19 protein-coding genes and 2 pseudogenes are annotated in these 20,902 nt (G+C 51.4%); 8 read left to right on the forward strand and 13 right to left on the reverse strand.

Annotated elements, in window-relative coordinates; all coding sequences use genetic code 11:
• Position 1 precedes the first annotated feature (1 nt).
• Positions 2-1,198, reverse strand: a complete 1,197-nt coding sequence (locus tag AWR26_RS13225; RefSeq protein WP_064566471.1) for a CaiB/BaiF CoA transferase family protein — start codon at positions 1,196-1,198, stop codon at positions 2-4.
• Positions 1,199-1,433: 235 nt separating this feature from the next.
• Here AWR26_RS13225 and AWR26_RS13230 point away from each other — a divergent pair, with 235 nt between their 5' ends.
• The gene (locus AWR26_RS13230; RefSeq protein ID WP_064566473.1) at positions 1,434-3,341 is read left to right on the forward strand and encodes a sigma-54-dependent Fis family transcriptional regulator; all 1,908 of its coding nucleotides are present in this window, start codon (positions 1,434-1,436) and stop codon (positions 3,339-3,341) included.
• Positions 3,342-3,496: 155 nt separating this feature from the next.
• Positions 3,497-4,612 (forward strand): endonuclease/exonuclease/phosphatase family protein, encoded by a 1,116-nt coding sequence (locus AWR26_RS13235; RefSeq protein WP_064569014.1) that lies wholly within the window; start codon positions 3,497-3,499, stop codon positions 4,610-4,612.
• A gap of 75 nt (positions 4,613-4,687) precedes the next feature.
• On the opposite strand, the gene AWR26_RS13240 is transcribed toward AWR26_RS13235, so the two are convergent.
• Entirely contained in the window at positions 4,688-5,293 is a 606-nt protein-coding gene (locus AWR26_RS13240) for a hypothetical protein (protein WP_064566475.1), read from the reverse strand.
• Positions 5,294-6,268, reverse strand: a complete 975-nt coding sequence (locus tag AWR26_RS13245; protein ID WP_043953538.1) for a hypothetical protein — start codon at positions 6,266-6,268, stop codon at positions 5,294-5,296.
• A gap of 185 nt (positions 6,269-6,453) precedes the next feature.
• Here AWR26_RS13245 and AWR26_RS13250 point away from each other — a divergent pair, with 185 nt between their 5' ends.
• Positions 6,454-6,831, forward strand: coding sequence for a nuclear transport factor 2 family protein (locus AWR26_RS13250; protein ID WP_074922493.1), 378 nt, complete (start codon positions 6,454-6,456; stop codon positions 6,829-6,831).
• A gap of 192 nt (positions 6,832-7,023) precedes the next feature.
• Here the strand turns inward: AWR26_RS13250 and AWR26_RS25740 are convergent.
• The 3 genes and pseudogenes from AWR26_RS25740 to AWR26_RS13260 all read right to left on the reverse strand — a co-directional run.
• A pseudogene (locus tag AWR26_RS25740) lies at positions 7,024-7,172 on the reverse strand (IS3 family transposase); the annotation flags it as partial.
• Positions 7,173-7,351: 179 nt separating this feature from the next.
• A complete protein-coding gene (locus AWR26_RS13255; protein WP_064566477.1) occupies positions 7,352-7,876 on the reverse strand; it encodes an NAD(P)H-dependent oxidoreductase in 525 nt (174 codons plus the stop codon).
• 237 nt (positions 7,877-8,113) lie between these two features.
• Positions 8,114-8,272: pseudogene (locus AWR26_RS13260) on the reverse strand (alpha/beta hydrolase); the annotation flags it as partial.
• 1 nt (position 8,273) lies between these two features.
• On the opposite strand from AWR26_RS13260, the gene AWR26_RS13265 reads away from it, so the two are divergent.
• On the forward strand, positions 8,274-9,359 hold the full coding sequence (locus AWR26_RS13265) for an MFS transporter (RefSeq protein ID WP_064566479.1): 1,086 nt from the start codon (positions 8,274-8,276) through the stop codon (positions 9,357-9,359).
• Between the two features lie 75 nt (positions 9,360-9,434).
• Here the strand turns inward: AWR26_RS13265 and AWR26_RS13270 are convergent, their stop codons facing one another.
• The 3 genes from AWR26_RS13270 to AWR26_RS13280 are packed head-to-tail and all read right to left on the reverse strand — an operon-like array spanning position 9,435 to position 12,162.
• Positions 9,435-10,430 (reverse strand): DUF2891 domain-containing protein, encoded by a 996-nt coding sequence (locus AWR26_RS13270; protein WP_064566481.1) that lies wholly within the window; start codon positions 10,428-10,430, stop codon positions 9,435-9,437.
• A 26-nt stretch (positions 10,431-10,456) separates the two neighbouring features.
• Positions 10,457-11,443: a DUF979 domain-containing protein gene (locus AWR26_RS13275; protein WP_064566483.1), complete on the reverse strand. Its 987-nt coding sequence runs from the start codon at positions 11,441-11,443 to the stop codon at positions 10,457-10,459.
• A complete protein-coding gene (locus AWR26_RS13280) occupies positions 11,440-12,162 on the reverse strand; it encodes a DUF969 domain-containing protein (RefSeq protein ID WP_007375021.1) in 723 nt (240 codons plus the stop codon). Before AWR26_RS13280 ends, AWR26_RS13275 begins: the two co-directional genes overlap by 4 nt.
• A 253-nt stretch (positions 12,163-12,415) precedes the next feature.
• Between AWR26_RS13280 and AWR26_RS13285 the strand changes: the two genes are divergently transcribed.
• A complete protein-coding gene (locus tag AWR26_RS13285; RefSeq protein WP_064566485.1) occupies positions 12,416-12,964 on the forward strand; it encodes a winged helix DNA-binding protein in 549 nt (182 codons plus the stop codon).
• A 33-nt stretch (positions 12,965-12,997) separates the two neighbouring features.
• Here the strand turns inward: AWR26_RS13285 and AWR26_RS13290 are convergent, their stop codons facing one another.
• Positions 12,998-13,954, reverse strand: a complete 957-nt coding sequence (locus AWR26_RS13290) for a D-2-hydroxyacid dehydrogenase family protein (RefSeq protein ID WP_064566487.1) — start codon at positions 13,952-13,954, stop codon at positions 12,998-13,000.
• Positions 13,955-14,266: 312 nt separating this feature from the next.
• On the opposite strand from AWR26_RS13290, the gene AWR26_RS13295 reads away from it, so the two are divergent.
• Both AWR26_RS13295 and AWR26_RS13300 read left to right on the forward strand, forming a co-directional pair.
• Entirely contained in the window at positions 14,267-15,301 is a 1,035-nt protein-coding gene (locus tag AWR26_RS13295) for a HoxN/HupN/NixA family nickel/cobalt transporter (RefSeq protein ID WP_064566489.1), read from the forward strand.
• Between the two features lie 24 nt (positions 15,302-15,325).
• Complete coding sequence (locus AWR26_RS13300) at positions 15,326-15,727, forward strand: cell envelope integrity TolA C-terminal domain-containing protein (RefSeq protein WP_007375014.1); 402 nt, start codon at positions 15,326-15,328, stop codon at positions 15,725-15,727.
• A 52-nt stretch (positions 15,728-15,779) separates the two neighbouring features.
• Here the strand turns inward: AWR26_RS13300 and AWR26_RS13305 are convergent, their stop codons facing one another.
• Both AWR26_RS13305 and AWR26_RS13310 read right to left on the reverse strand, forming a co-directional pair.
• Positions 15,780-17,243: a pyridoxal phosphate-dependent decarboxylase family protein gene (locus AWR26_RS13305; protein WP_064566491.1), complete on the reverse strand. Its 1,464-nt coding sequence runs from the start codon at positions 17,241-17,243 to the stop codon at positions 15,780-15,782.
• Between the two features lie 13 nt (positions 17,244-17,256).
• Positions 17,257-18,639, reverse strand: coding sequence for a diaminobutyrate--2-oxoglutarate transaminase (locus AWR26_RS13310; protein WP_175518622.1), 1,383 nt, complete (start codon positions 18,637-18,639; stop codon positions 17,257-17,259).
• Between the two features lie 689 nt (positions 18,640-19,328).
• On the opposite strand from AWR26_RS13310, the gene lysC reads away from it, so the two are divergent.
• Positions 19,329-20,690: a lysine-sensitive aspartokinase 3 gene (gene lysC / locus AWR26_RS13315; RefSeq protein WP_064566495.1), complete on the forward strand. Its 1,362-nt coding sequence runs from the start codon at positions 19,329-19,331 to the stop codon at positions 20,688-20,690.
• On the opposite strand, the gene AWR26_RS13320 is transcribed toward lysC, so the two are convergent.
• Entirely contained in the window at positions 20,667-20,846 is a 180-nt protein-coding gene (locus tag AWR26_RS13320; protein ID WP_074922488.1) for a hypothetical protein, read from the reverse strand. The genes lysC and AWR26_RS13320 overlap by 24 nt on opposite strands.
• Between the last annotated feature and the right edge of the window lie 56 nt (positions 20,847-20,902).

Below are 20,902 nucleotides of genomic sequence, written 5' to 3' on the forward strand. Positions count from 1 at the left end.
CTTAAAGAATACCATCGTTGATAAGCTGCTCTATTTCCGCATCGGAATAATTAAGCAGTTCTTTTAATATTTCGTGGTTGTGCTGACCCAGCGTCGGCGCGGGCATTCTGATGGAGGTTTTATTGTTGGAGAATTTAACCTGATTACCGGTCATGGTAATTTTTCCGGCGACCGGATGTTCAATATCGACAAACATTTCGCGCGCCCCGGCAATATGCGGATCTTTGGTTACGCGGTCGATGGTGTTGATTGGCGCGGCCGGAATGCCTGCCGCCAGCAGCAGCTCAACGATCTGGTCAATCGGGTGTTCGCAAGTCCAGCGCTCCAGGATGGCTTTCAGTTCAGCATGATGGGTAACACGTGCAATATTGGTGCTGAATCTGGCATCCTCCAGCTCGCTGATTTTCAGCGTCTGTTTCAGCAGACCAAACAGCTTATCGTTGCCGCAGGCGATGATGACGTAACCGTCCTGCGCCTGAAATGAATCGTAAGGATAAATCGCTTCATAACGGTTACCGATACGCGTCGGAATACGTCCAGTGTTCAGGTAGATAATATTGATGATCTCCAGCGACGAGACCATCGCATCAACCAGCGCGATATCCACTTTGTCGCCGACGCCGGTTTTCAGGCGATTGGCATAGGCCGCGAGCACGCCGATGGCACAGCTCATACCGCCTACCACATCCGCAATGGCCGTTCCGGTGCGGGTGGGAGGCGTATCGGGCCAGCCCGTGGTGCTCATCAGGCCGCTCATCGCCTGGCCGATAATGTCGTATCCCGCACGCCGGGAGTAAGGCCCGGTGTGGCCGAAACCCGATACCGCGCCATAAATAATGGCTGGATTCACCTTGCGCAGATCTTCATAACCAAGGCCAAGCTTTTCCATCACGCCCGGCCGGTAATTTTCCAGCACAATATCGCTGTTGCGCACCATTTTCAGGAAAATATTACGCCCTTGCTCAGACTTGAGATTGAGCGTAATACCACGTTTATTACGATTAAGATTCATAAAATAGGCGCTTTCACCATTTATTTGTGGCGCATTTGCACGGGCATCATCGCCTTTACCCGGTAATTCAATCTTAATCACGTCAGCGCCAAAGTCGGCTAACATCATTCCGCAATAAGGTCCAGCCAGCACACGAGTGAGATCCAGAACGCGGACGCCGCTTAATACACCTGTCTTATTGTTCATTCAATTTCCTTGTAAGCTAAAATAGTTTTCGTGGAAGAAAAATGCTTCACACAAACGTTATTAATCAAACAGCGTGCCAAAAATTAAATTTGCAAAGAGGACAAGCAACTTATTGAATGTTAAGAATTTTACGGAAAGTGAAATAAACAACAAAACACCGCGATCAATATCAATTTCGTTATAGATACCAACTTTGATATTGATTTAATAAAACAGCAACATTGAAAAAAGCGCCATGAACAAGAATACTCTACCCAACCTTGCGTTAATTACCCCTTACCCACAACTGGGCGAAATAGTCGCTACACAATGTACGGGTATATTTAACTGCCACGTTTATCATGGCAGCCTTGAGAAAGCGGCCAACATCGCCAGAAATCTTGATGCTGAGTACTACGATGTTATTCTTAGCCGGGGAGGAACGGCGGAATATATTGAAAAAGCAACCGCTATTCCGGTAGTGAAAATACTGACATCCACGGCGGATTTACTGAAATCCCTCATTCCGCTGAAAAATCATTCGCAGCATATCGCCTTCTTCAATTACCAGAATTATTTAACTGATGTGTTACTTATTGCACAGGCGCTGAATATCACTATCGATGAGTTTGTTTTTTTATCCCACCAGGATATGACCGAACAACTGGAACAGTGTCGGCGCCGCCGCTATGCCACGGTGACCGGCGGTTTTCCGGTCGCCAATAGTGCCAAACAGTACGCCATGCAGGGCATCCTGATTGAAAACGGGATCGAATCGGTGAACAGTGCGCTGCGTGAAGCGCTGGCCATAGTGGAAACGACAAAACGCAAAGCCCGTGATACCGCCAGGCTGGAGATTATCCTTTCCTCCATTACGGAAGGCATTATCGTTACCAACGACAACAACGAGATTCAGTTTTTTAATCACAGCGCAGAAAAGATTTTCGGGCTGAGCGCCGCGCAGGTGATTGGCAAACCCGTTGATAATATTATTAAAAATACACGTATTAATCAGGTATTGTTGACCGCCGCGCCGGAGATCCGTGAGTTGCAGGAGCTGGATAACACGTCGATTATCACCAGCCGGGTGCCCATTTTTATGGGAAAACGCTGCATTGGCGTGGTCTGCTCTTTTACCGATACACCGCAGATAGAGAAGGCCGAGCGCATCGTTCGCGGCAAGCTGAAGAAAAAGGGGCTTACTGCCCGCTACACCTTTGATCATATCTTAACTGCCAACCGTGACATGCAGGCAATAAAGAAGCTGGCACAAATTTATGCCCGCACCGATTCTCCGGTCATGATTTACGGGGAATCCGGTACCGGAAAAGAGCTGTTTGCCCAGAGCATGCATAATCACAGCCTGCGCAACCACGGGCCTTTTGTCGCCATCAACTGTGCGGCGATCCCGGAGAGCCTGCTGGAGAGTGAACTTTTTGGTTACGAAGGCGGCGCGTTTACCGGCGCAAGACGGGAAGGAAAGGCGGGGCTTATTGAGCTGGCACATCAGGGCACGCTGTTTCTCGATGAAATTGGCGAGCTGCCGATGACTATCCAGAGCCGCTTATTACGCGTGCTTCAGGAGTATGAGATCATGCATATCGGTGGTAAAGAGGTGATCCCCGTCGATGTCAGAATTATTGGTGCCACAAATCGTTCGCTGGAAAAAATGAGCGAGGAAGGGACGTTTCGTCGCGATCTCTACTATCGGCTAAATGTGCTGCCGTTGGCGGTTCCGCCGCTGCGCGAACGTCCGGAGGATATTCGCTATCTGGCCGGAATGTTTCTTTGCGAACTCAATGCCGAGCACTTACTGACGCAATTTCTCGATCTTTTTAGCGGCTGGCCCTGGCCGGGCAATGTTCGTGAATTGCGGTTTATCCTTGAGCGGCTGGCTTTATTATCCGGTGAGTTCCCGAGCAGTTCCCTGTACGAGTTGCTGACGCTTACCGGCTTTTCGCTGGTGGATAGCGCCAGGCCCACAACGGTTAATGACAATGTCGTCGTGGATCTGAACAAAACAACGCTGAAGGCCATCGTTCGCGATATTGAGCGTCAGGTGATCGCGCTTTATCTGCGGCGATACAATAACGACCAGCAGAAAGTGGCCCACCATTTGGGGATCAGCAAAATGAGTCTGTGGCGCAAATTACAGGATGATTGACGCGTAGCCATCATTTTGCGCCAGCCTGGCCGGGGGAAAGCAGGGGGTTTTCTGTCATGCTGAAGACACAGCCGACGACTACAATCTTAACCGATGAGCGGAAACTGCCTGTGCGATCGCCACAGAAGCGGTTGAAATCAAGGGGAGGGTGAATGATGCGGCTGGCGTCTTACAATGTGGAAAACTTATTCGACCGCGCGAAGGCCATGAATCTGGCCGACTGGGACGAAGGCAAACCGATTCTGGAAAAGTTTGCCGCCCTGAATGCGTTACTCGGCGAATTAACCTATACCGCTGAAATGAAACGAAAAATGGTGGTTTTGCTTAACGATCTGGGGCTGAAAAAGTCTGATACTGGCCCGTTTGTGATCCTGCGCCGTAACCGTGGCAAACTGCTGACGCGGCCGACAGATGGCTCGGAGATCCGCATTATTGCCGAAGGGCGGGCCGACTGGGTCGGCTCGCTGGAACTACGCGCCGCACCGGTGGATGAAACGGCCATGCTGTTGACCGCGCAGGTGATGATTGATCTGCAGGCCGATATTCTGGCTGTCGTCGAAGCGGAAAGCCGACCGGCGTTGCTGGCGTTTAACCGCGAAATCATTCCCGCCCGTAATGGCAAGCCGTTTGAGCATGTGATGGTGATTGATGGCAATGATGAACGTGGGATCGATGTCGGTTTAATGACCGCCAGCGCATTCCCGATTGAGACTATCCGCAGCCATGTTGATGACAAAGATGCCGATGGCGCGCTGATTTTCTCCCGCGATTGCCCGGAGTTTGCCATCCCGTTGAAGGATGGCAGAACGCTGCATGTGTTAGTGAATCACCTGAAGAGTAAAGGCTATGGATCGCAAAACAGCTCAGACGCTCGCCGCCGGGAGCAAGCCGCACGGGTGAAAGCGATTTATCAGCAACGCATTAAAGAGGGCGAAACGCTGATTGCGATTGTCGGGGATTTTAACGACACGCCAGACAGCCAACCGCTTGCGCCGCTGCTGAAAGATACCGATCTGCGCGATATTTTCACCCATGCAAAGTTTGATAATGGCGGCTATCCGGGAACGTGGGGAAGCTGTACCGCCAATAACAAAATCGACTATATCCTGTTGTCACCGGCGTTATGGGAAACGGTAAAGCAGGGCGGCGTGTACCGTAAAGGGATGTGGCCCGGCGTGCGTCCGGCGAAGTGGGAAACCTACGCCGAGCTGAAAAAACCGGTCAATGCCGGTTCGGATCATGCCGCTGTGTGGGTTGAACTGGATGTATAAGGCGCAGGAGGCGTCGAAGCTGATATTTTAAATGCGGTATTGCCGCTGCGGAATAATAATCGCAGCGGCTTTATTTTATCGTTTTGAAAAGGATATATTCTGACGCTGAATATTCAATTGCTTGCGCCAGACCCGGTTGTGCAAATATAACGCATTGGTGCGGAAAAACATGGCGCTATTAAGGCATTTAACGCTACCACCAATGAAAATTAACCCCAATAATGAACTGATAACAAACCACAATTGGCGTTCAGCGCCAAACAGTGCCGGAACAAAGGCTGTCAGAAAGAATATCATGGCGACCAGCGACGTCACAAAAAGCGTATACAGATAAACCTTCATCGCCGATAAAAAACCGCGAGAAATGAAGACCATAGCGATAATAATAATGGCGCTATAGAGCAGTGATACAGGGATCACCGCGGCCATCACGGCATAATGCGGCAACGCCAGCCAGCTAAAAATCGCCAGCCAGATAAAGGGTTGGGGAAGGGCGAAACTAAACACTGCGAGGATCATGCTGGCAATCAACGGCAGGCCCATCATATGCCAACCCGCAGGAATTCCCAGCCGATCCTTTAAACGATCCTTTAATTTTTCCAGCCGTTCCGGATCGTTCGTTTTTATTTTCTCTGCCACCACCGCACTTAACGTAAGGCTTCTTTTTATATATTTCATCATCTACCAATTACTTCCTGTAAAGGAAAATGACTGTATCAGACCAATAATGTACTGCCCAGAGGTTTTCATATTGCCAGGATTGCGGATCGTTCCAGTTAACGCGCTACCGGCAAATGCGGAGGTATTAACCAGTGCCGCCGTCAGTTCACGCTGCAACGCGGTTTGTAACGCTTCGGAAGGATAACGTTTCGGGTAAAATCCTGCTTTCATCGCGGCTTTTACGCCGGTGTTGGATATTCCCGGGTTTTGCGCGCGAATAATTTCCTCGGTGATGCGTTTACGTTCTGCACGGCTTAAATTCTTCAGCCAGTTTGTTACGCTGGAAGAGGTTGCGCCTTTCATCAGCTTGTAGGTTTCCAGGGTACTTTTTAATCCGGCCCCGGCACCAGCCAGGGAAAGAATATCCAGTGCTGTGCTGGTCGTGACATACCACGATTCACTGTCCAGCCAGGTTACCACTTCGTCATTATTGGTGGCGATCAGTGAGATGCGGCCCAGCCCGATCGCGCATTGCGCCACGGTGGCTACCGTTCCGGCAGTAATGATCGCCGCCACCACGCCTGAAGCCCCGGCCGTCAACGGTACGGCAGCGCCAGCGCCCAGTGCGAGAACGCCGGTGACAACGGCGGCTCCGCAAGAAATGGCCGTCGACGTAATTTCATTTGCCAGTGAAGGTGCCTGAATCGTCGTATTGATCGCTTGAGCGGCACTGTAGGTGGATTGAGAATTGACTTTTGTAACAATAACATGGCTGACGGTGCTTTGATTTGGCGTGGCGATCCGCCGCGAAGGACGTACCAGCCATTGACGCGGACCGTCCGAATAAATAATGCCAACCTGGTGAAAACTGCGGGTACAGTCGAGTTGATTACCCAGTGAAGTAAAGTCAAAGTCATCACCGGGGGCCAGGCCCAGGCTGCGTGCAAGACCGTAATCGGGAAGGTTATTACCAGAGAGTTGGCCGGGGAAGGTCATTGAGTCGCTCCATCGTTAATGTTCTTATGTGTTTGAGATGTTAAGAATAAATGGCATACCGTGGTAAACAATTAAGAATAATCTGAATGAATTATATACAGCCGATAAATGGATGAAGCTTACAGATCGGGTGCCGGAGTGAAAACGCGCAGTGCGGCATTTATTGGCGGAAATGGAAAAGGTGAATGATGACAGAGGATTTACAACCGCAGATTGTGCAATACGAACGGCAGCTTCATCGACCAGAAATTCGCAGCCAGAAGATTGCCATTGAGAAGTTGCTGCACAGACATTTTTTCGAGATTGGTCGTTCGGGAAAACGATACGACAGGCAGCAAGTTATCGATTCATTATTGGCAGAAACAGACCGACAGCAAATCGCGTCGGAGGAATTCGCATTAACGCAGATCGAAAGCGGAACGCTGTTACTGACATACCGGACGTTCAGGCAAAGTCCGTCGGGAGAGAAAACGCACCGCACATTGCGCACATCGTTATGGGTCAGAAATGAAGATGGTCGCTGGCAAATGATTTTTCATCAGGGAACGCCTGAAGCGGATTGAGCGGTCTGCCTGAAAAGCCGGAAACCAAGGATAAAACAGGCAACACAATCACAGGTGCGAAATGCTGGATTCTGCCTGATTACATGTCAGTACGCATAATGTATATTATGTTAAATTGCATGTATGGGTTAGTAACTTCATAAACCCAGGCTACACTCCCGGCCCCATTCACGCAGGCGTGCCAGCGTCAGTTCTTTTTGCCAGCACGTCCTGCAACATCGCCTTCTCGGGGCTCAGATCGGCCCCCCGTTTCTTCAGCCGCAGATTTTCCTCTCCAACTGGCGCAGGTGCTTCAGCTCAGAGGGAGAAATGCCGCCGTATTTCATGTGCCACGTATAGAATTATTACAACGCCAGTTTCAGTATTTCCTCTACTTTCTCTGTCGTAATATTCGCATGCTCACCCAGGGCGACATGGCCGTGTTCTTTCAGTTTTTATGAAAAATAAAATTTTGCATAATTAGACCTTGTCAATACATGCGGATAAGTAAATAAAATCGCGTCTATTTCGCTTATAGCACTCAGGCAGATAAATGGCTGACTAACTCGCTACTCAAATGATTCATTCTTTCGGGAGAAACATTCACGGCATTATAAATCACCAGTGGCTGGAGATATTTCATTCCTACATATAGTGCAGAGGCTTTCATCGGAGCCAGTACGTCAGCCATGCTACTTTTAATAAGTCCGTCTGCTGAATACATTTGCTCCGCGGCACCGGCTGAAGTGACTACCATCATTTCCTTGTTCTTCAGTGCATGACCATCAGGACCAAATGCCCACCCATAACTCCAGACCTCGTTTAAATAAGATTTGAGATTGGGGGTAAGGTTAAACCAGTGTGTCGGATACATAAATATGACCCTGTCAACGCCATCATACGCATCTTGTTCTTCAGCAATATTAAATACGATGTCCCGTGTAGCATAAATAGCTTCGAGATCCCGGACAACAACATTCACCATCGATTCTGCTGTTTCTTTTAGCGCTTTAATAACATGGGAATGTTCGGGATAAGGATGAGAAACAATCACTAAGGTTTTCATATTGATACCTTTTATCAATCTTCAATTTATTAATTGATGACATAGAATTATCTATTACCCGCTATTAACTCATGATAAGTTAATAGCGGACTGAATATCCATACGGTAATACCTTCCCCCACATTTAACGCATGAATATTTTTAATGCGCTCTGCCATCTGAGTATCGTAGATTATAACAATGCAATGGCCTATATTTTCGGCCACCGCATCAGAGAACACCGGAAGGTATTATTGCTTATTTGTTAAGGTATTTATTAAAGAATGCTGTTATATCATTGAACGGGATTTTATCCATACGATCATACAAATCAACATGAGTGGCATCTTTAACAATCAGAAGCTCTTTTGGCTGATTCGCCGCTTCATATGCCGTTTTGGAGAAATAAAGCGAATTCATGCCCGTCAGTCTGTTAACGCCGCTTGCCAGAGATTTAGGGATCACTGAAGGCACTGCCGGCCAGGGAATGACGATTTCGGGGGTCTTTGCCGTCGTGACAAGTCTTACCGTACGCAGGCTCGCTGGAGGGCTGAACCGTAAGTTTCTTTTACTGGCATTAACCGCCCTGATGGGCATATCGGCCATGATCGTCGCTCTGGCGCCTAACTTTGCTGTCTATATGTTGGGCCGCGCGCTGATCGGTGTGGTGATTGGCGGCTTCTGGTCAATGTCTGTCGCCACAGCTGTAAGACTGGTACATATCAGCCACGTTCCGCGTGCGCTGGCCGTTTTCAATGGCGGAAATGCCTTGGCGACGGTAGTGGCCGCTCCACTTGGTAGCTATCTTACGGCTGTCATCAGCTGGCGAGGTGCATTTCTGTGCTTAGTGCCTGTAGCTATGGTCACGTTCGTCTGGCAATGGGTAAGCCTCCCCTCCATGGAAACTGGCAAGTCCCGTAATACTGGCTCAACCATTGCCTCGCTTTTACGGAAGAAAAATGTCGCAATGGGTATGTGCGCCGCCGGTATCTTTTTTATGGGGCAATTTACTCTTTTTACCTATGTCAGACCTTTCCTGGAGAATGTCACTAAAGTTAATTCAGGCGCAGTAACGCTGATATTGTTAATGATTGGAATAGCAGGAGTCGTGGGAACGACGGCGATTGGGTTTGTGATCAAAAACCGCCTCTATCAGACACTCATTACAATACCGCTGGTTATGGCTTCAGTTGCAGTGATTCTTATCCCCATGGGTAACAACGTACTGGCAGTATGTGTTTTATTGGGGGTATGGGGTGTGCTGTCAACAGCTGCACCGGTAGGATGGTGGAGTTGGGTTGCTCATGCGACTGCATCTGATACTGAATCAGGTGGAGGTCTGATGGTTGCTACAGTCCAGTTTTCGATTGCGCTAGGTTCTACGTTGGGTGGGGTTTTGTTTGACCAGTTTGGTTTTCAGAGCACGTTCGGACTGAGCGCAGGGATACTTATCATCTCAGCAGTGTTGACTCGGTGGGCATCGAAGCAAAAAATAATGCGTTAAAACGTGAGATGCTGATGCAAACGTTTTTCAACAGCGGCTTGGGTGCAGCACTATCACGCTGCACCCACCTACCCTTTATTCCAGCGCCAGCAGCGCGAAACTGGCCAGCCAGTGGCCGCCGCTATAATGACTTCCCACCACATGTTCTACGCTTGCCGCAAGATGGCGTTTCACAGCATCGTTTAACGCTTTTTGCCCGGCATGATTTTCCGGTAACGCCTTCGCGATATGTTTCATGCACCAGGCGCGGCTGAGATTTAGCCCGTCAAGATGGGCAATTTTCGGATCGGTACGATCGCTGACTTCCGCCGGATTCATCAGCGCCGAAACCGACGCCACATCCGGTAAGAACGCATCGAACCAGGCCGGGAAATCGGCGGTGACTTTACTCATTAACAGCGCTTCGGTCAGCGCACCCGAAATATACTCATCGCCGCCTGGCTCATAGTGCGCAGGATAATTGGTATCAGCCAGGTAATAGCGGTTTGCAGCATCCAGAATGGCCTGCTCAAGCGGCCGATCCGCAAGCGCGCGGGCGTAATCCAGCGCCAGTGCCAGCGCAAACGCCGTGTTGTAATGCGTGCCAACACGGATGGGATACGTCAACTTGCTGAGATAATCCATCAGCCTGACGCGAATATCCTGGGTTAAAGGCTCCAGTACCTGATGCCAGCCTTGCGTCTGCGGCAGTGATGAGTGCTTCAGCTCCTGAGCCAGCGCCAGCAGCCAGCCGTAGCCATAAGGGCGCTCAAACGAGGCGCGGAACGGCGCGTTAAAATAGGCCACTTCCTGCGCAACCTTCTCTTGTGTCAGGTGCTCATCAAAAAGCGCGGTGATCTCCGATTTGCACGCCAGATCCGGGTAAAGACGCACGCAGCGCAGCAACAGCCAGTAACCGTGTACCGCGGAGTGCCAGTCAAAGCAGCCGTAAAAGATGGGATGCAGTTCTCGTGGCGGCAAGACATCACCATCATCATTAAGCAAATGCATAATGTGATTCGGGTATTCCTGACGTAAATAGGTTAACGGCATGCGGGCAAAGGCTTCTGCCTGATGTTGAGTTAATTGCATAACTGCTCCTTAAGTCGTTGCCGCGCTTAGCGAAACACGAGGAAATACATTAAGAACACGTTAACCACCAGCAGGGTTAACGCCGTCGGGATCTGAATCTTAATCACCTGGTATTTATCCTTCAGTTCCAGTAACGCGGCGGGGACGATATTAAAATTCGCCGCCATCGGCGTCATCAACGTGCCGCAATATCCTGCGTACATACCAATCGCCAGCAAGGGGGCCGGGTTGCCGTGATGCACATTAATCAGGAACGGCAAGGCGATACCGGCACTCAATACCGGAAAAGCAGCGAAGGCGTTGCCCATAATCATGGTGAAGAGCGCCATGCCAATGCAGTAAATCACCACCAGCATGAAACGGTTATCCGGGTTCACAAACAGGCTTACCACCTTTTGCACCGATTGGCCTGTATCAGCCACCACGAATACGCCGCCCAGCATGGCGAGCATTTGCGGAAGGATCACCGCCCAGCCAATCGTATCCACCAGGCGCCGGGACTGGCGAATAGCATGTAGCGGCGTTCCGCGCGTCAGCCACCAGCCCGTCAGGATCGCGGCGACGCAGGCGACGCATAAAGCAGCCAGCGTGAGTTGTTTCTGGTCGAGCAGATAAACGCCGCCGACAGCAACGCCTTTCAGAAATAACGTCCCCACCACTGTTACTAACGGGATCATCAGCGCTGGCAAGAAAAGCCAGTTTTTCAAGCGATCCGAGGAGGCAATGCGCTCAGCCTCGGTAGACATTTTGTAATGCCCCTTTCCTACCAGGCCAAACCCAGCAAGCAGTGCGATGACAATAACGCCGCCGCCAATAATTCGGTAGGCCAGCGATTTACCCAGTTCCTGAACCATCAGATCGCCGAACAGGAAAATCCCGCCGAACAAAAACCAGAACAGCGCCGTCGTAAAGCGCTTAGGATTGCCGCGATCCCGTAATGTCATGATTACCAGCAGCATCACGACAAAACCGATCAGGTAATAAACGCGGTTAATGGTCATCAACGTCATCATTGAACGATCTCCTGCGCGCCCTGCTCTGCTTTCCATGCCATCACGTCGCGACGGATGCTGGCATCCAGACGCAGCAAGCGCGTCATATGAATAATCAATGCCGAAAGCGCAGTGGGAATGGCCCATAAGCCGATATGCAGCGGTTCAATCCCTTCAATACCGTTTTCCTTCAGGAACGCATCGATCAGTAACACCGCGCCGAAGGCGATAAAGATATCTTCACCAAAGAAGACCGCAATGTTGTCGCACGCGGCAGCATGCGCTTTGATTTTGTCGCGGATATGCTGGGGTAATTCGCCGTATTCATTCAACGCGGCCCCTTCGGCCATTGGCGCCAGCAGTGGACGAACCGTTTGCGCATGCCCGCCAAGCGACATCAAGCCCAGCGCCGCCGTTCCCTCACGCGCGACAAAATAGAGCATCAAAATCCGTGCCGATGTCGCGCTGGCAATCTTTGCCACCCAGGCCTGCGCTCGCTCTTTCAGACCGTAATACTCCAGCAGTCCGATAACCGGCAGGATCAAAATAAAAGTGGCCAGCGAGCGGCTATTGACGAACTTTTCGCCAAAGGTTTCCAGCAGCGTCCCGAAATCCATTCCCACTAACAATCCGGTAGTCAACCCTGCAACAACGACCACCAACAGCGGGTTGAAGCGCAGTGCAAAACCAATAACCACTATCGGTATGCCGATAAGTGGCAGCAGTGTAGAACCGTCCATAACGTTTACCCTATCTAAAGTGAGCGTTGCGCGCCGATGGCGATTTTTTTAATACTTCGTATTCAAACGAAGCGTGGTGCATTGCGGCGAGCGATGTTGTGTATTGCGACAGCCCTGCGGTGTTCACAGAACCGGTATGAAAAGCTATATCTGAACCGCAAAAATATGTAAACGATTTATCAATAAAATGTTCTTATTTTATCGTTTTCAGTTTACATTTTTGGCTAAGAGTCACACTCCCGTAAGGAACGTTATGAACTCAAAAAAGAGCGCCACATCAACAACTAGCGACGATATTGCGGATGGCCGTATCGTCTCTTCACGCCATCTGGTTTCCGAACGCTGCGCTGAATTATCGGAGCTGGAATATGCATTGATCATGACCAGCAACGCCTTCAACAAATGGATGGTGCGCTGTATGACCGCAGCAGGTGAACCTGATATGGGGGCTTTTGATGTCTCACTTCTGCATCATGTGAATCATCGCAATCGTAAGAAAAAACTGGCAGATATCTGTTTTGTTCTGAACGTAGAAGATACGCATGTGGTGACCTACGCCCTGAAAAAGCTGATCAAAGCAGGCTACGTGACGAGCGAAAAAGCCGGAAAGGAACTCTTTTTCTCCACGACCGATGAAGGAAAAGCGTTATGCATGAAATACCGCGATGTGCGTGAAGCCTGCCTGATCAGTATTCATGCGGAAAGCGGGATCCCGGGGCAATCCATTGGCGAAACGGCGCAGCTTTTACGCACCATCTCCTCCCTTTACGACACGGCCGCCCGCACTGCCGCGTCGCTGTGAAATTGCCCGCCTCTCCAGATGGAGAGGCCGTTTTCAGCGGTTTATCACCTGTGAGGTATCACCGGCGAAAAAGCGCACCACGTTATCGAAGGCCGTTTTGAAATATAACTCATAGCTGGCGGTTTCCACATAACCCAGATGCGGCGTACAGAGCACATTCGGCATTTCCAGGTAAGGGTTATGCGTATCGTATACAGGCTCTTGTTCGTAGACATCCAGCGCGGCATATCCGGGGCGCCCCTGGCGCAGCGCGTGGTAAAGCGCGCCTCCGGCAACCAGTTCTGCGCGGCTGGTATTGACGAATAATGCATCCGTTTTCATCAGTGCGAGATCGGCGGAAGTAATATTGCCTTCCGTTTGCGCCACTAAACGTTGATGCACGGTAATCACATCAGAAGTTGCGAAAAACTGCTCGCGATTTTCCGGCACCCGCAACCCGGCGGCACGAGCCTCTTGCTGTGCGCGTTCACTTCCCCACACCTGAACCTGCATATCAAATGCCTGCGCATAGCTGGCAATTCGCTTACCGATTTTGCCGTATCCAAGGATCCCTAAAACCTGTTTATTCACCGCCGATCCGATTTCCGTTTGCCAACGCCCCTCTTTCATGGCATTCACCGAAGAAACGAATTTTCTTCTGGATGCCATAATCAAGAGCCACGTTAATTCAGCGGGTGCCACCGGAGAACCGACACCTTCGACAACAGCGACACCGGCCCGCGTGCAGGCGTCAATATCCACATTTCTTGCCAGCTTACCCGTTTGGCTAATTAACTTCAGATTCGGTGTGCGGCGCAAAAACGCCTCATCAACAACGGTTCTTTCCCGGATGAGGATTAATGCCTGGGCGTTGAATAACGCGCTCTCTGCCTGCGTCTCTTTGCTTAAATCGCCCAGCGCAGAACAATGGAATTTATCATTCTGCCGCAGAAAACTGAGCTGCTGCGTGGCAAGCTGATAGTCGTCCGGAATTAACACCTGAATAGCCATTCTGCCCTCTCAATGTTGAATGATGTACCAACCGCTCAGTGCAACACCTGCAGTAATAACCCCTCCAGCCAGCGCACTTTCGGTGAGATATGGCGATGCGGATAGAGTATCGACAGTTTACGCGCGGGAACCGGGTTTTTCGATCAGCCATCCATTATCGATATGGATCCGCATTAATTCGTAGACTTTCGCCGGTTCCATCATCGGCAGAATGGGTGAACCGCCGCTGGATAGATCGATATCAACATCCCCGCCCGCGCGATGCTACAAAATGTCCTGGCCGCATAACGACACAACTCTTTGAGGCCTTAAATGTTTTCCGCTTTACTCTTCAGGAATCCACGCGCTTGCCTGTTGATCCTTATGTTGCTGCTGATGAATATTGCAGCCTGGGGCTGGGCATTTTTCACCTTTGGCGATAGCGCCTCACTCATGGCGGCATGCCTGCTGGCATGGTGCTATGGCTTACGCCATGCGGTGGATGCCGACCACATCGCCGCCATCGATAATGTCACGCGTAAAATGATGCAGCACGGGAAAAGATCGTGCAGCGTCGGCACCTGGTTCTCGCTGGGGCATTCGACGATTGTTATCCTTGCCACCATTGCCATTGCGGCAACCGCCACGGCGTTTAGCCATCATATGGCGTGGCTGCATGAAACCGGCGGCATAATTGGTACCAGCGTGTCGGCTTTTTTTCTGATCGTTATCGCGCTGGTGAATTTACTTATTCTCAGCAATGTCTGGCGCGCTTTCCGGCAATTAAAAAATGGTGACACATCGCTTCCCGAGGGAAATCTTGCCTCTGGCGGAGTGATGAGCTGGATCTTTCACCGCACATTCCGCCTGGTGTCGCAAAGCTGGCATATGTACCTTGTCGGTTTTTTATTCGGCCTGGGGTTTGATACCGCCACTGAAATTGGCGTACTGGGTATTTCCGCCGCCGGCGCGTCAAATGGCATGTCGGTATGGTCTATTCTGGTATTTCCGGCACTCTTTACCAGCGGCATGGCGTTAATCGATACGCTGGATAATATCCTGATGGTCGAAGCCTATGGTTGGGCATTCAACAAACCGCAACGCAAACTCTATTACAATATGACCATTACCGGCACCTCGGTTATTGTCGCGTTATTTATCGGTGGCAGCGAAGCGCTGGGGTTGATCGTGGATAAGCTTGATTTACATGGTAAATTCTGGGATATCATCGCCGTGATGAATGATAACCTGAGTAACGCCGGGTTCTTCGTGGTCGGATTGTTTATTCTCTGCTGGCTACTTTCTGTGCTGAACTATCGGTGGAAAGGTTACGATGCGCTTTTTACGGATCAACAAACACCGCTGTAAACAGAAATAAAGGAAATAATAACAATGGAGAAGTTAATGATGCTGGCGCTGCTGGTCAGCGTTGCGACAGGGTGCACGCCGCTTCACCCCACGGATTGCCTGAAAAAAAGTGCCTTAGAGTCCTGCGCTTATAATCGTTCCGGCAACGTTACCGATACGGATATTTATGGTCAACAAGCGGCCGGAATTAAAAATGCGCTGGATTCTGCCCTCGCCGATCGCCATGCATGGAAAGGCAAAACCTGTACTGTGCATCTCGATTTTAACTATGACGGTAAATTGCAAAATATGGTTATCAGAGGTGGCGATAAAGAGTATTGCGCAGCGCTGGAAGCGGCGGCTAAAAAAGCCGTCTTCCCACCTTTCACCGATCAAAAAGTCTACGATGTGATGAGCTCGGCACGCTGGAATATGCAGGGCTACTAAAAAAGGATAAAAAAAGCCGACAACATTGTCGGCTTTTAATACTGCTTACACGTTAAGCGTTGAGCAGTTGCTCTCCGCAGGCTTTTACGCTTGCCAGCAGAACTTTAACATCCTGCAGACACACCGTCGGGTTCAGCAGCGTCAACTTCAGGCAGGTAATGCCATCAGCTTCCGTTACCCCAACGTTCGCTGCCCCGGAGGCCAGCAACGCATCACCAATGCGCTGGTTCAGCAACGCAACGGCGGACATATCATCGTTTTGCGGGCGGAAGCGGAACAGCACGCTGGCAAGCTGAGGTTGCATCACCAGTTCCAGCTGCGGCTCCTGCGCGACAAATTCTGCCACCTGCTGCGCCAGCGTTACGCCATTATCAATGATTTCGGCGTACTGCTTTTTACCCAGCGCTTCCAGGCCCATCCACAGTTTCAGCGCATCGAAACGACGGGTGGTTTGCAGAGATTTCGATACCAGGTTCGGTACACCATGCTCTTCGTCAAAGTCCGAGTTCAGGTAAGCCGCCTGGTAACGCATCAGTTGATAGTGACGCGGATCTTTCAGCAAGAACGCGCCGCAGCTGATGGTCTGGAAGAACTGCTTGTGGAAATCAAGCGTGACGGAATCCGCCAACTCAAGGCCATTCAGGTAGTGACGGAATTTCTCAGACAGCAGCAGTGCGCCGCCCCAGGCCGCATCCACGTGCATCCAGGTCTGGTATTCCGCCGCCAGCGCAGCAATCTCCGCTAACGGATCGATAGCCCCGGCGTCCGTTGTACCCGCAGTTGCAACGATCGCCAGAACCTGTTCGCCGTTGGCTTTCGCCTGCGCCAGCTTCGCCGCCAGATCGTTGAGATCCATGCGGGAGAATTCATCCGTCTTCACCAGCGTCACGGAGCGATAACCCAGCCCCATCAGCGCCATGTTTTTCTGCACGGAGAAGTGGGCATTTTCAGAGCATAATACTTTGATTTTGCTCAGATCGCCCGTTAAGCCATCCTGCTGAACTGAGTGGCCCTGGCGCGCAAAAAACGCATCGCGAGCCAGCATTAACCCCATCAGGTTGCTCTGGGTGCCGCCGCTGGTAAACACCCCGGCGTCGCCCGGCTGGTAACCCACCTGGGTGCGCAGCCATTCAATCAGCTTGATCTCAATGATGGTGGCTGAAGGGCTTTGATCCCACGAATCCATGCTCTGGTTGGTGGCGTTGATCAGCACTTCCGCCGCCTGGCTGATCACCAGGCTCGGGCAGTGAAGATGCGCAACACACTGCGGGTGATGCACAGAAAGACTGTCTTTCAGGAAGTACTCAACGGCGCGCTCAATCGCGGCCTGGTTGCCCAGGCCCTGAGAGGTAAATTCTAAATTGATGCGCTCACGCAGCTGCTCAACCGTTTTGCCCTGGTACATCTCAGGTTGTTTCAGCCACTGCACAACCGCTTTTGTGCTCTGCTCAATGGCATCCTGATAGGCGGCAATACTTTGCGCAGAACCTGAAAGAATCGGATTTACATCAGACATTCAATTGCTCCGATTAAACAGGCTTAACGCCGGCTGCCAACAACGCGTTCTCAAACTTGTCGAGGAAGATTTCCAGCTCGTCATTGCTGATCAGCAGCGATGGCAGCAGGCGCAGCACGCAACCGTTACGGCCGCCGCGCTCCAGAATCAGACCATTTTCGAAGCATTTTTTCTGCAGCAGCGCAGAAAGCTCGCCGTCTGCCGGGTAGCAACCCATGTGATCCTGCGCTTCGTTCGGCTTGACGATTTCAATACCAATCATCAGACCCAGACCGCGCACGTGGCCGATAACCGGGTAACGTTTTTGCAGCGCGGCCAGTTTTTCTTTCAGCCAGACGCCCTGCGCTGCCACTTTGTCGGCAATACGGTCGTCTTTCAGGATCTTCAGCGTTGTCAGACCGGTCGCCATCGCCAGCTGGTTGCCGCGGAACGTCCCGGTGTGGTGGCCCGGCGCCCATGCGTCGAACTGTTTTTTGATACCCAGTACGGCCAGCGGCAAACCGCCGCCAACAGCTTTAGACATCACAATGATATCCGGCTCGATACCGGCGTGTTCGAAGGCGAACAGTTTACCGGTACGGGCAAAGCCCGCCTGCACTTCGTCGATGATCAGGACAATGCCATGTTCCTGCGTCACTTTACGGATGCGCTGTAACCACTCGACCGGCGCCGGGTTCACGCCGCCCTCGCCCTGCACGGCTTCGAGGATCACCGCAGCCGGTTTACGCACGCCGCTTTCAACGTCGTTGATCAGGTTTTCGAAGTAGTAAGTTAACGCTTTCACGCCGGCTTCGCCGCCGATACCCAGCGGGCAGCGGTATTCGTTCGGGTAAGGCATAAACTGCACTTCCGGCATCATGCCGTTAACCGCTTCTTTCGGCGACAGGTTGCCGGTCACCGCCAGCGCGCCGTGGGTCATACCATGATAACCGCCGGAGAAGCTGATCACGCCGGAACGGCCGGTCACTTTTTTCGCCAGTTTCAACGCGGCTTCTACCGCATCCGCACCCGAAGGACCGGTGAACTGCAGGCAATACTCTTTGCCCTGGCCCGGCAGCAGCGACAGCAGATAAGCAGAGAACTCATCTTTTAACGGCGTGGTCAGATCCAGTGTATGTAACGGTAAGCCGCTGGTAATGACACTTTGGATGCTTTGCAGAACTTCAGGATGGTTATGACCCAGAGCCATGGTTCCTGCACCTGCGAGGCAGTCAAGATATTGATTATTTTCGACATCGGTGATCCAGACGCCCTGCGCTTTGGCAATTGCCAGAGGCAATTTACGCGGATAGCTCCTTACATTGGATTCAAACTCGGCTTGTCGTGCCAGGAAGGTTTCATTGTTCTGAGGTAATGAATTTGCATTCAAAGTATCAATACGGACTTTATCCGTCATCATATCACTCCTACAACCAGCGCGATGTTTCACTCTGATTGAATAATGGTTTATGGGATTTGCTCAAAAAAAAACGCGGCTAATATATGTTTTTTTAACGCCGGACTCAATCTTTTATTTTTAAAGGCATTTATCGACAATTACCTTTAAAATCAATAAGAAAAATAACACCTGCGCAGAATTTGCGTTACTTCAATTGTAAGCAATTCTGTTACAAATACCAAAGCGGAGCACTAACAGAGGAGTAAAGGCCTGAAATTATGGCTCTAAGCGCTGGCTTTTTATCCTGCAAAGCGCGGTATCGCCATTAATAACGGCGAAAATTAACGGCTAATGCGTTATTTTTCAGTTCTGCTGCATAAAGTGTAAGGAAAATATCGATTCAGCCGGGCAAATCACTTAATATGCCCGCTCCAAATTTCCCTGTGCGGAGAAACATTGAACAATGTGCGGCGCACTGTAACCAGGAAGTCACCGATTTAAGCTATAGAGCGCATCACCCGATAACCTGTGACAGGCAATACCGGTTATCGACAACGGGAGCAAATCCTGGGTTGTCATCAGAAATGTTCGCGGGCGGACATTTCGTAAGGCAAATACCACCGGGCAACCGGACTGGTTATTTCACCTTATGCCGAGAATGAAAATTTTCTTGCCATGAATTCATGGCGCCCTGATATGAGATTGTTATGACTCGCACTTTTCCACACATCGTCGTTGCCAAATTCGGCGGCACCAGTGTTGCTGACTTTGACGCGATGAGCCGTAGCGCCACCATCGTTCTTGCCGATAAAGATGTCCGTCTGGTTGTTCTGTCTGCCTCTGCGGGCGTGACCAATATTTTAGTCGAGCTTTCTGCCGGCCTGGAAAGCCGCGAACGCCTGGACAAAATCGAAACCCTGCGCACCATTCAGTACAACATTATCTCCCGCCTGAAACAGCAGGATGCTATTCGCCAGGAGATCGACCACCTGCTCGACAACATCAGCCGCCTGGCGGAAGAAGCCTGTACTGCCCGCTCGGCCGCGCTCAGCGATGCGCTGGTCAGCCACGGCGAATTGATGTCCAGCCTGCTGTTTGTCGAGGTGCTGCGCGAGCGCGATGTCGAAACCGAATGGTTTGATGCCCGCAAAGTTATTCGCACCACTGATAACTTTGGTTGCGCAGAACCGGTGCTGGATGCCACGGCAGAACGCGTTGAAAGACGGCTGCGTCCGCGTACCGAGCAGGCATTAGTGGTTACGCAGGGGTTTATCGGCCGCGAAGCGAACGGTCAAACCACCACGCTTGGCCGTGGCGGCAGTGACTACACCGCCTCGCTGCTGGGTGAAGCGTTACACGCGGCGCGCGTGGATATCTGGACCGATGTCGCCGGGATCTACACCACCGATCCGCGTATCGTCTCTAAGGCGCAGCGCATCGAGCAGATCTCATTTTCCGAAGCCAGCGAAATGGCAACCTTTGGTGCAAAAGTGCTGCATCCGGCGACACTATTGCCGGCAATGCGCAAAAATATCCCGGTCTTTGTCGGTTCCAGCAAACAACCTTCCGCCGGCGGTACGCTGGTCTGCCGCGATGCCGAAAACCCGCCGCGTTACCGCGCGCTGGCCATTCGCCGCCAGCAGACGCTGATGAAATTACACTGCGAGCAGGGGCAGTCCGCCTGCCACTTTTTAGCGGATACTTTCGCGCTGCTGGCGCGCCACGATGTGTCGGTCGATTCCATCACCACCTCAGAAACCAGTATCGCGCTGCTGCTGAACGCCTCCTGTGCCACCTCCGGTGAATCGAACCTGCTGACCACTTCTCTGCTCACCGAGCTGTCGTCGCATTGCCGCGTGGAGGTGGAAACCGGGCTTGCTTTAGTCAGCCTGATCGGTAATTCGCTGTCACAGGCTGAAGGCGTCTGCCATGAGGTGTTCGCCGGGCTGGCAAATCATCCCGTGCGGCTGATTTGCCACGGTGCGTCGCGCCACAGCCTCGGTTTCCTGCTGCCTGCAGAGGCCGCAGACGACGCGGTAAAAGCCTTACACCGCCGTCTGTTTGAATAACGGCGATGGATAAACCCGGCGCTTAAGCCCGGCTTTGTGCTGGCAGACAACCCGCTCTGCCAGCACGAAAAATAAGGCACGGCCTGTTCCACTGGCCGCCCGGACGTTCAGCGAACCCGGGCTGTAAACGATGCCGGGGAACAACTCATCGGGCATTGCCGCTTTACCGGCTTTCTTGTACCCTTCCCTACAACTTATCTCACCTGTTGAAA

Origin of the sequence: Kosakonia oryzae, from assembly GCF_001658025.2 — a bacterium.
Classification (GTDB): domain Bacteria; phylum Pseudomonadota; class Gammaproteobacteria; order Enterobacterales; family Enterobacteriaceae; genus Kosakonia; species Kosakonia oryzae.

Excerpts from the sequence above, each read along its gene's own strand:
- AWR26_RS13225 (WP_064566471.1), bottom strand. The coding sequence starts at position 1,198 with ATGAACAATAAGACAGGTGTATTAAGCGGCGTCCGCGTTCTGGATCTC.
- AWR26_RS13230 (WP_064566473.1), top strand. The coding sequence starts at position 1,434 with ATGAACAAGAATACTCTACCCAACCTTGCGTTAATTACCCCTTACCCA.
- AWR26_RS13235 (WP_064569014.1), top strand. The coding sequence starts at position 3,497 with ATGCGGCTGGCGTCTTACAATGTGGAAAACTTATTCGACCGCGCGAAG.
- AWR26_RS13240 (WP_064566475.1), bottom strand. The coding sequence starts at position 5,293 with ATGATGAAATATATAAAAAGAAGCCTTACGTTAAGTGCGGTGGTGGCA.
- AWR26_RS13245 (WP_043953538.1), bottom strand. The coding sequence starts at position 6,268 with ATGACCTTCCCCGGCCAACTCTCTGGTAATAACCTTCCCGATTACGGT.
- AWR26_RS13250 (WP_074922493.1), top strand. The coding sequence starts at position 6,454 with ATGATGACAGAGGATTTACAACCGCAGATTGTGCAATACGAACGGCAG.
- AWR26_RS13255 (WP_064566477.1), bottom strand. The coding sequence starts at position 7,876 with ATGAAAACCTTAGTGATTGTTTCTCATCCTTATCCCGAACATTCCCAT.
- AWR26_RS13265 (WP_064566479.1), top strand. The coding sequence starts at position 8,274 with ATGCCCGTCAGTCTGTTAACGCCGCTTGCCAGAGATTTAGGGATCACT.
- AWR26_RS13270 (WP_064566481.1), bottom strand. The coding sequence starts at position 10,430 with ATGCAATTAACTCAACATCAGGCAGAAGCCTTTGCCCGCATGCCGTTA.
- AWR26_RS13275 (WP_064566483.1), bottom strand. The coding sequence starts at position 11,443 with ATGATGACGTTGATGACCATTAACCGCGTTTATTACCTGATCGGTTTT.
- AWR26_RS13280 (WP_007375021.1), bottom strand. The coding sequence starts at position 12,162 with ATGGACGGTTCTACACTGCTGCCACTTATCGGCATACCGATAGTGGTT.
- AWR26_RS13285 (WP_064566485.1), top strand. The coding sequence starts at position 12,416 with ATGAACTCAAAAAAGAGCGCCACATCAACAACTAGCGACGATATTGCG.
- AWR26_RS13290 (WP_064566487.1), bottom strand. The coding sequence starts at position 13,954 with ATGGCTATTCAGGTGTTAATTCCGGACGACTATCAGCTTGCCACGCAG.
- AWR26_RS13295 (WP_064566489.1), top strand. The coding sequence starts at position 14,267 with ATGTTTTCCGCTTTACTCTTCAGGAATCCACGCGCTTGCCTGTTGATC.
- AWR26_RS13300 (WP_007375014.1), top strand. The coding sequence starts at position 15,326 with ATGGAGAAGTTAATGATGCTGGCGCTGCTGGTCAGCGTTGCGACAGGG.
- AWR26_RS13305 (WP_064566491.1), bottom strand. The coding sequence starts at position 17,243 with ATGTCTGATGTAAATCCGATTCTTTCAGGTTCTGCGCAAAGTATTGCC.
- AWR26_RS13310 (WP_175518622.1), bottom strand. The coding sequence starts at position 18,639 with ATGACGGATAAAGTCCGTATTGATACTTTGAATGCAAATTCATTACCT.
- lysC (WP_064566495.1), top strand. The coding sequence starts at position 19,329 with ATGACTCGCACTTTTCCACACATCGTCGTTGCCAAATTCGGCGGCACC.
- AWR26_RS13320 (WP_074922488.1), bottom strand. The coding sequence starts at position 20,846 with ATGCCCGATGAGTTGTTCCCCGGCATCGTTTACAGCCCGGGTTCGCTG.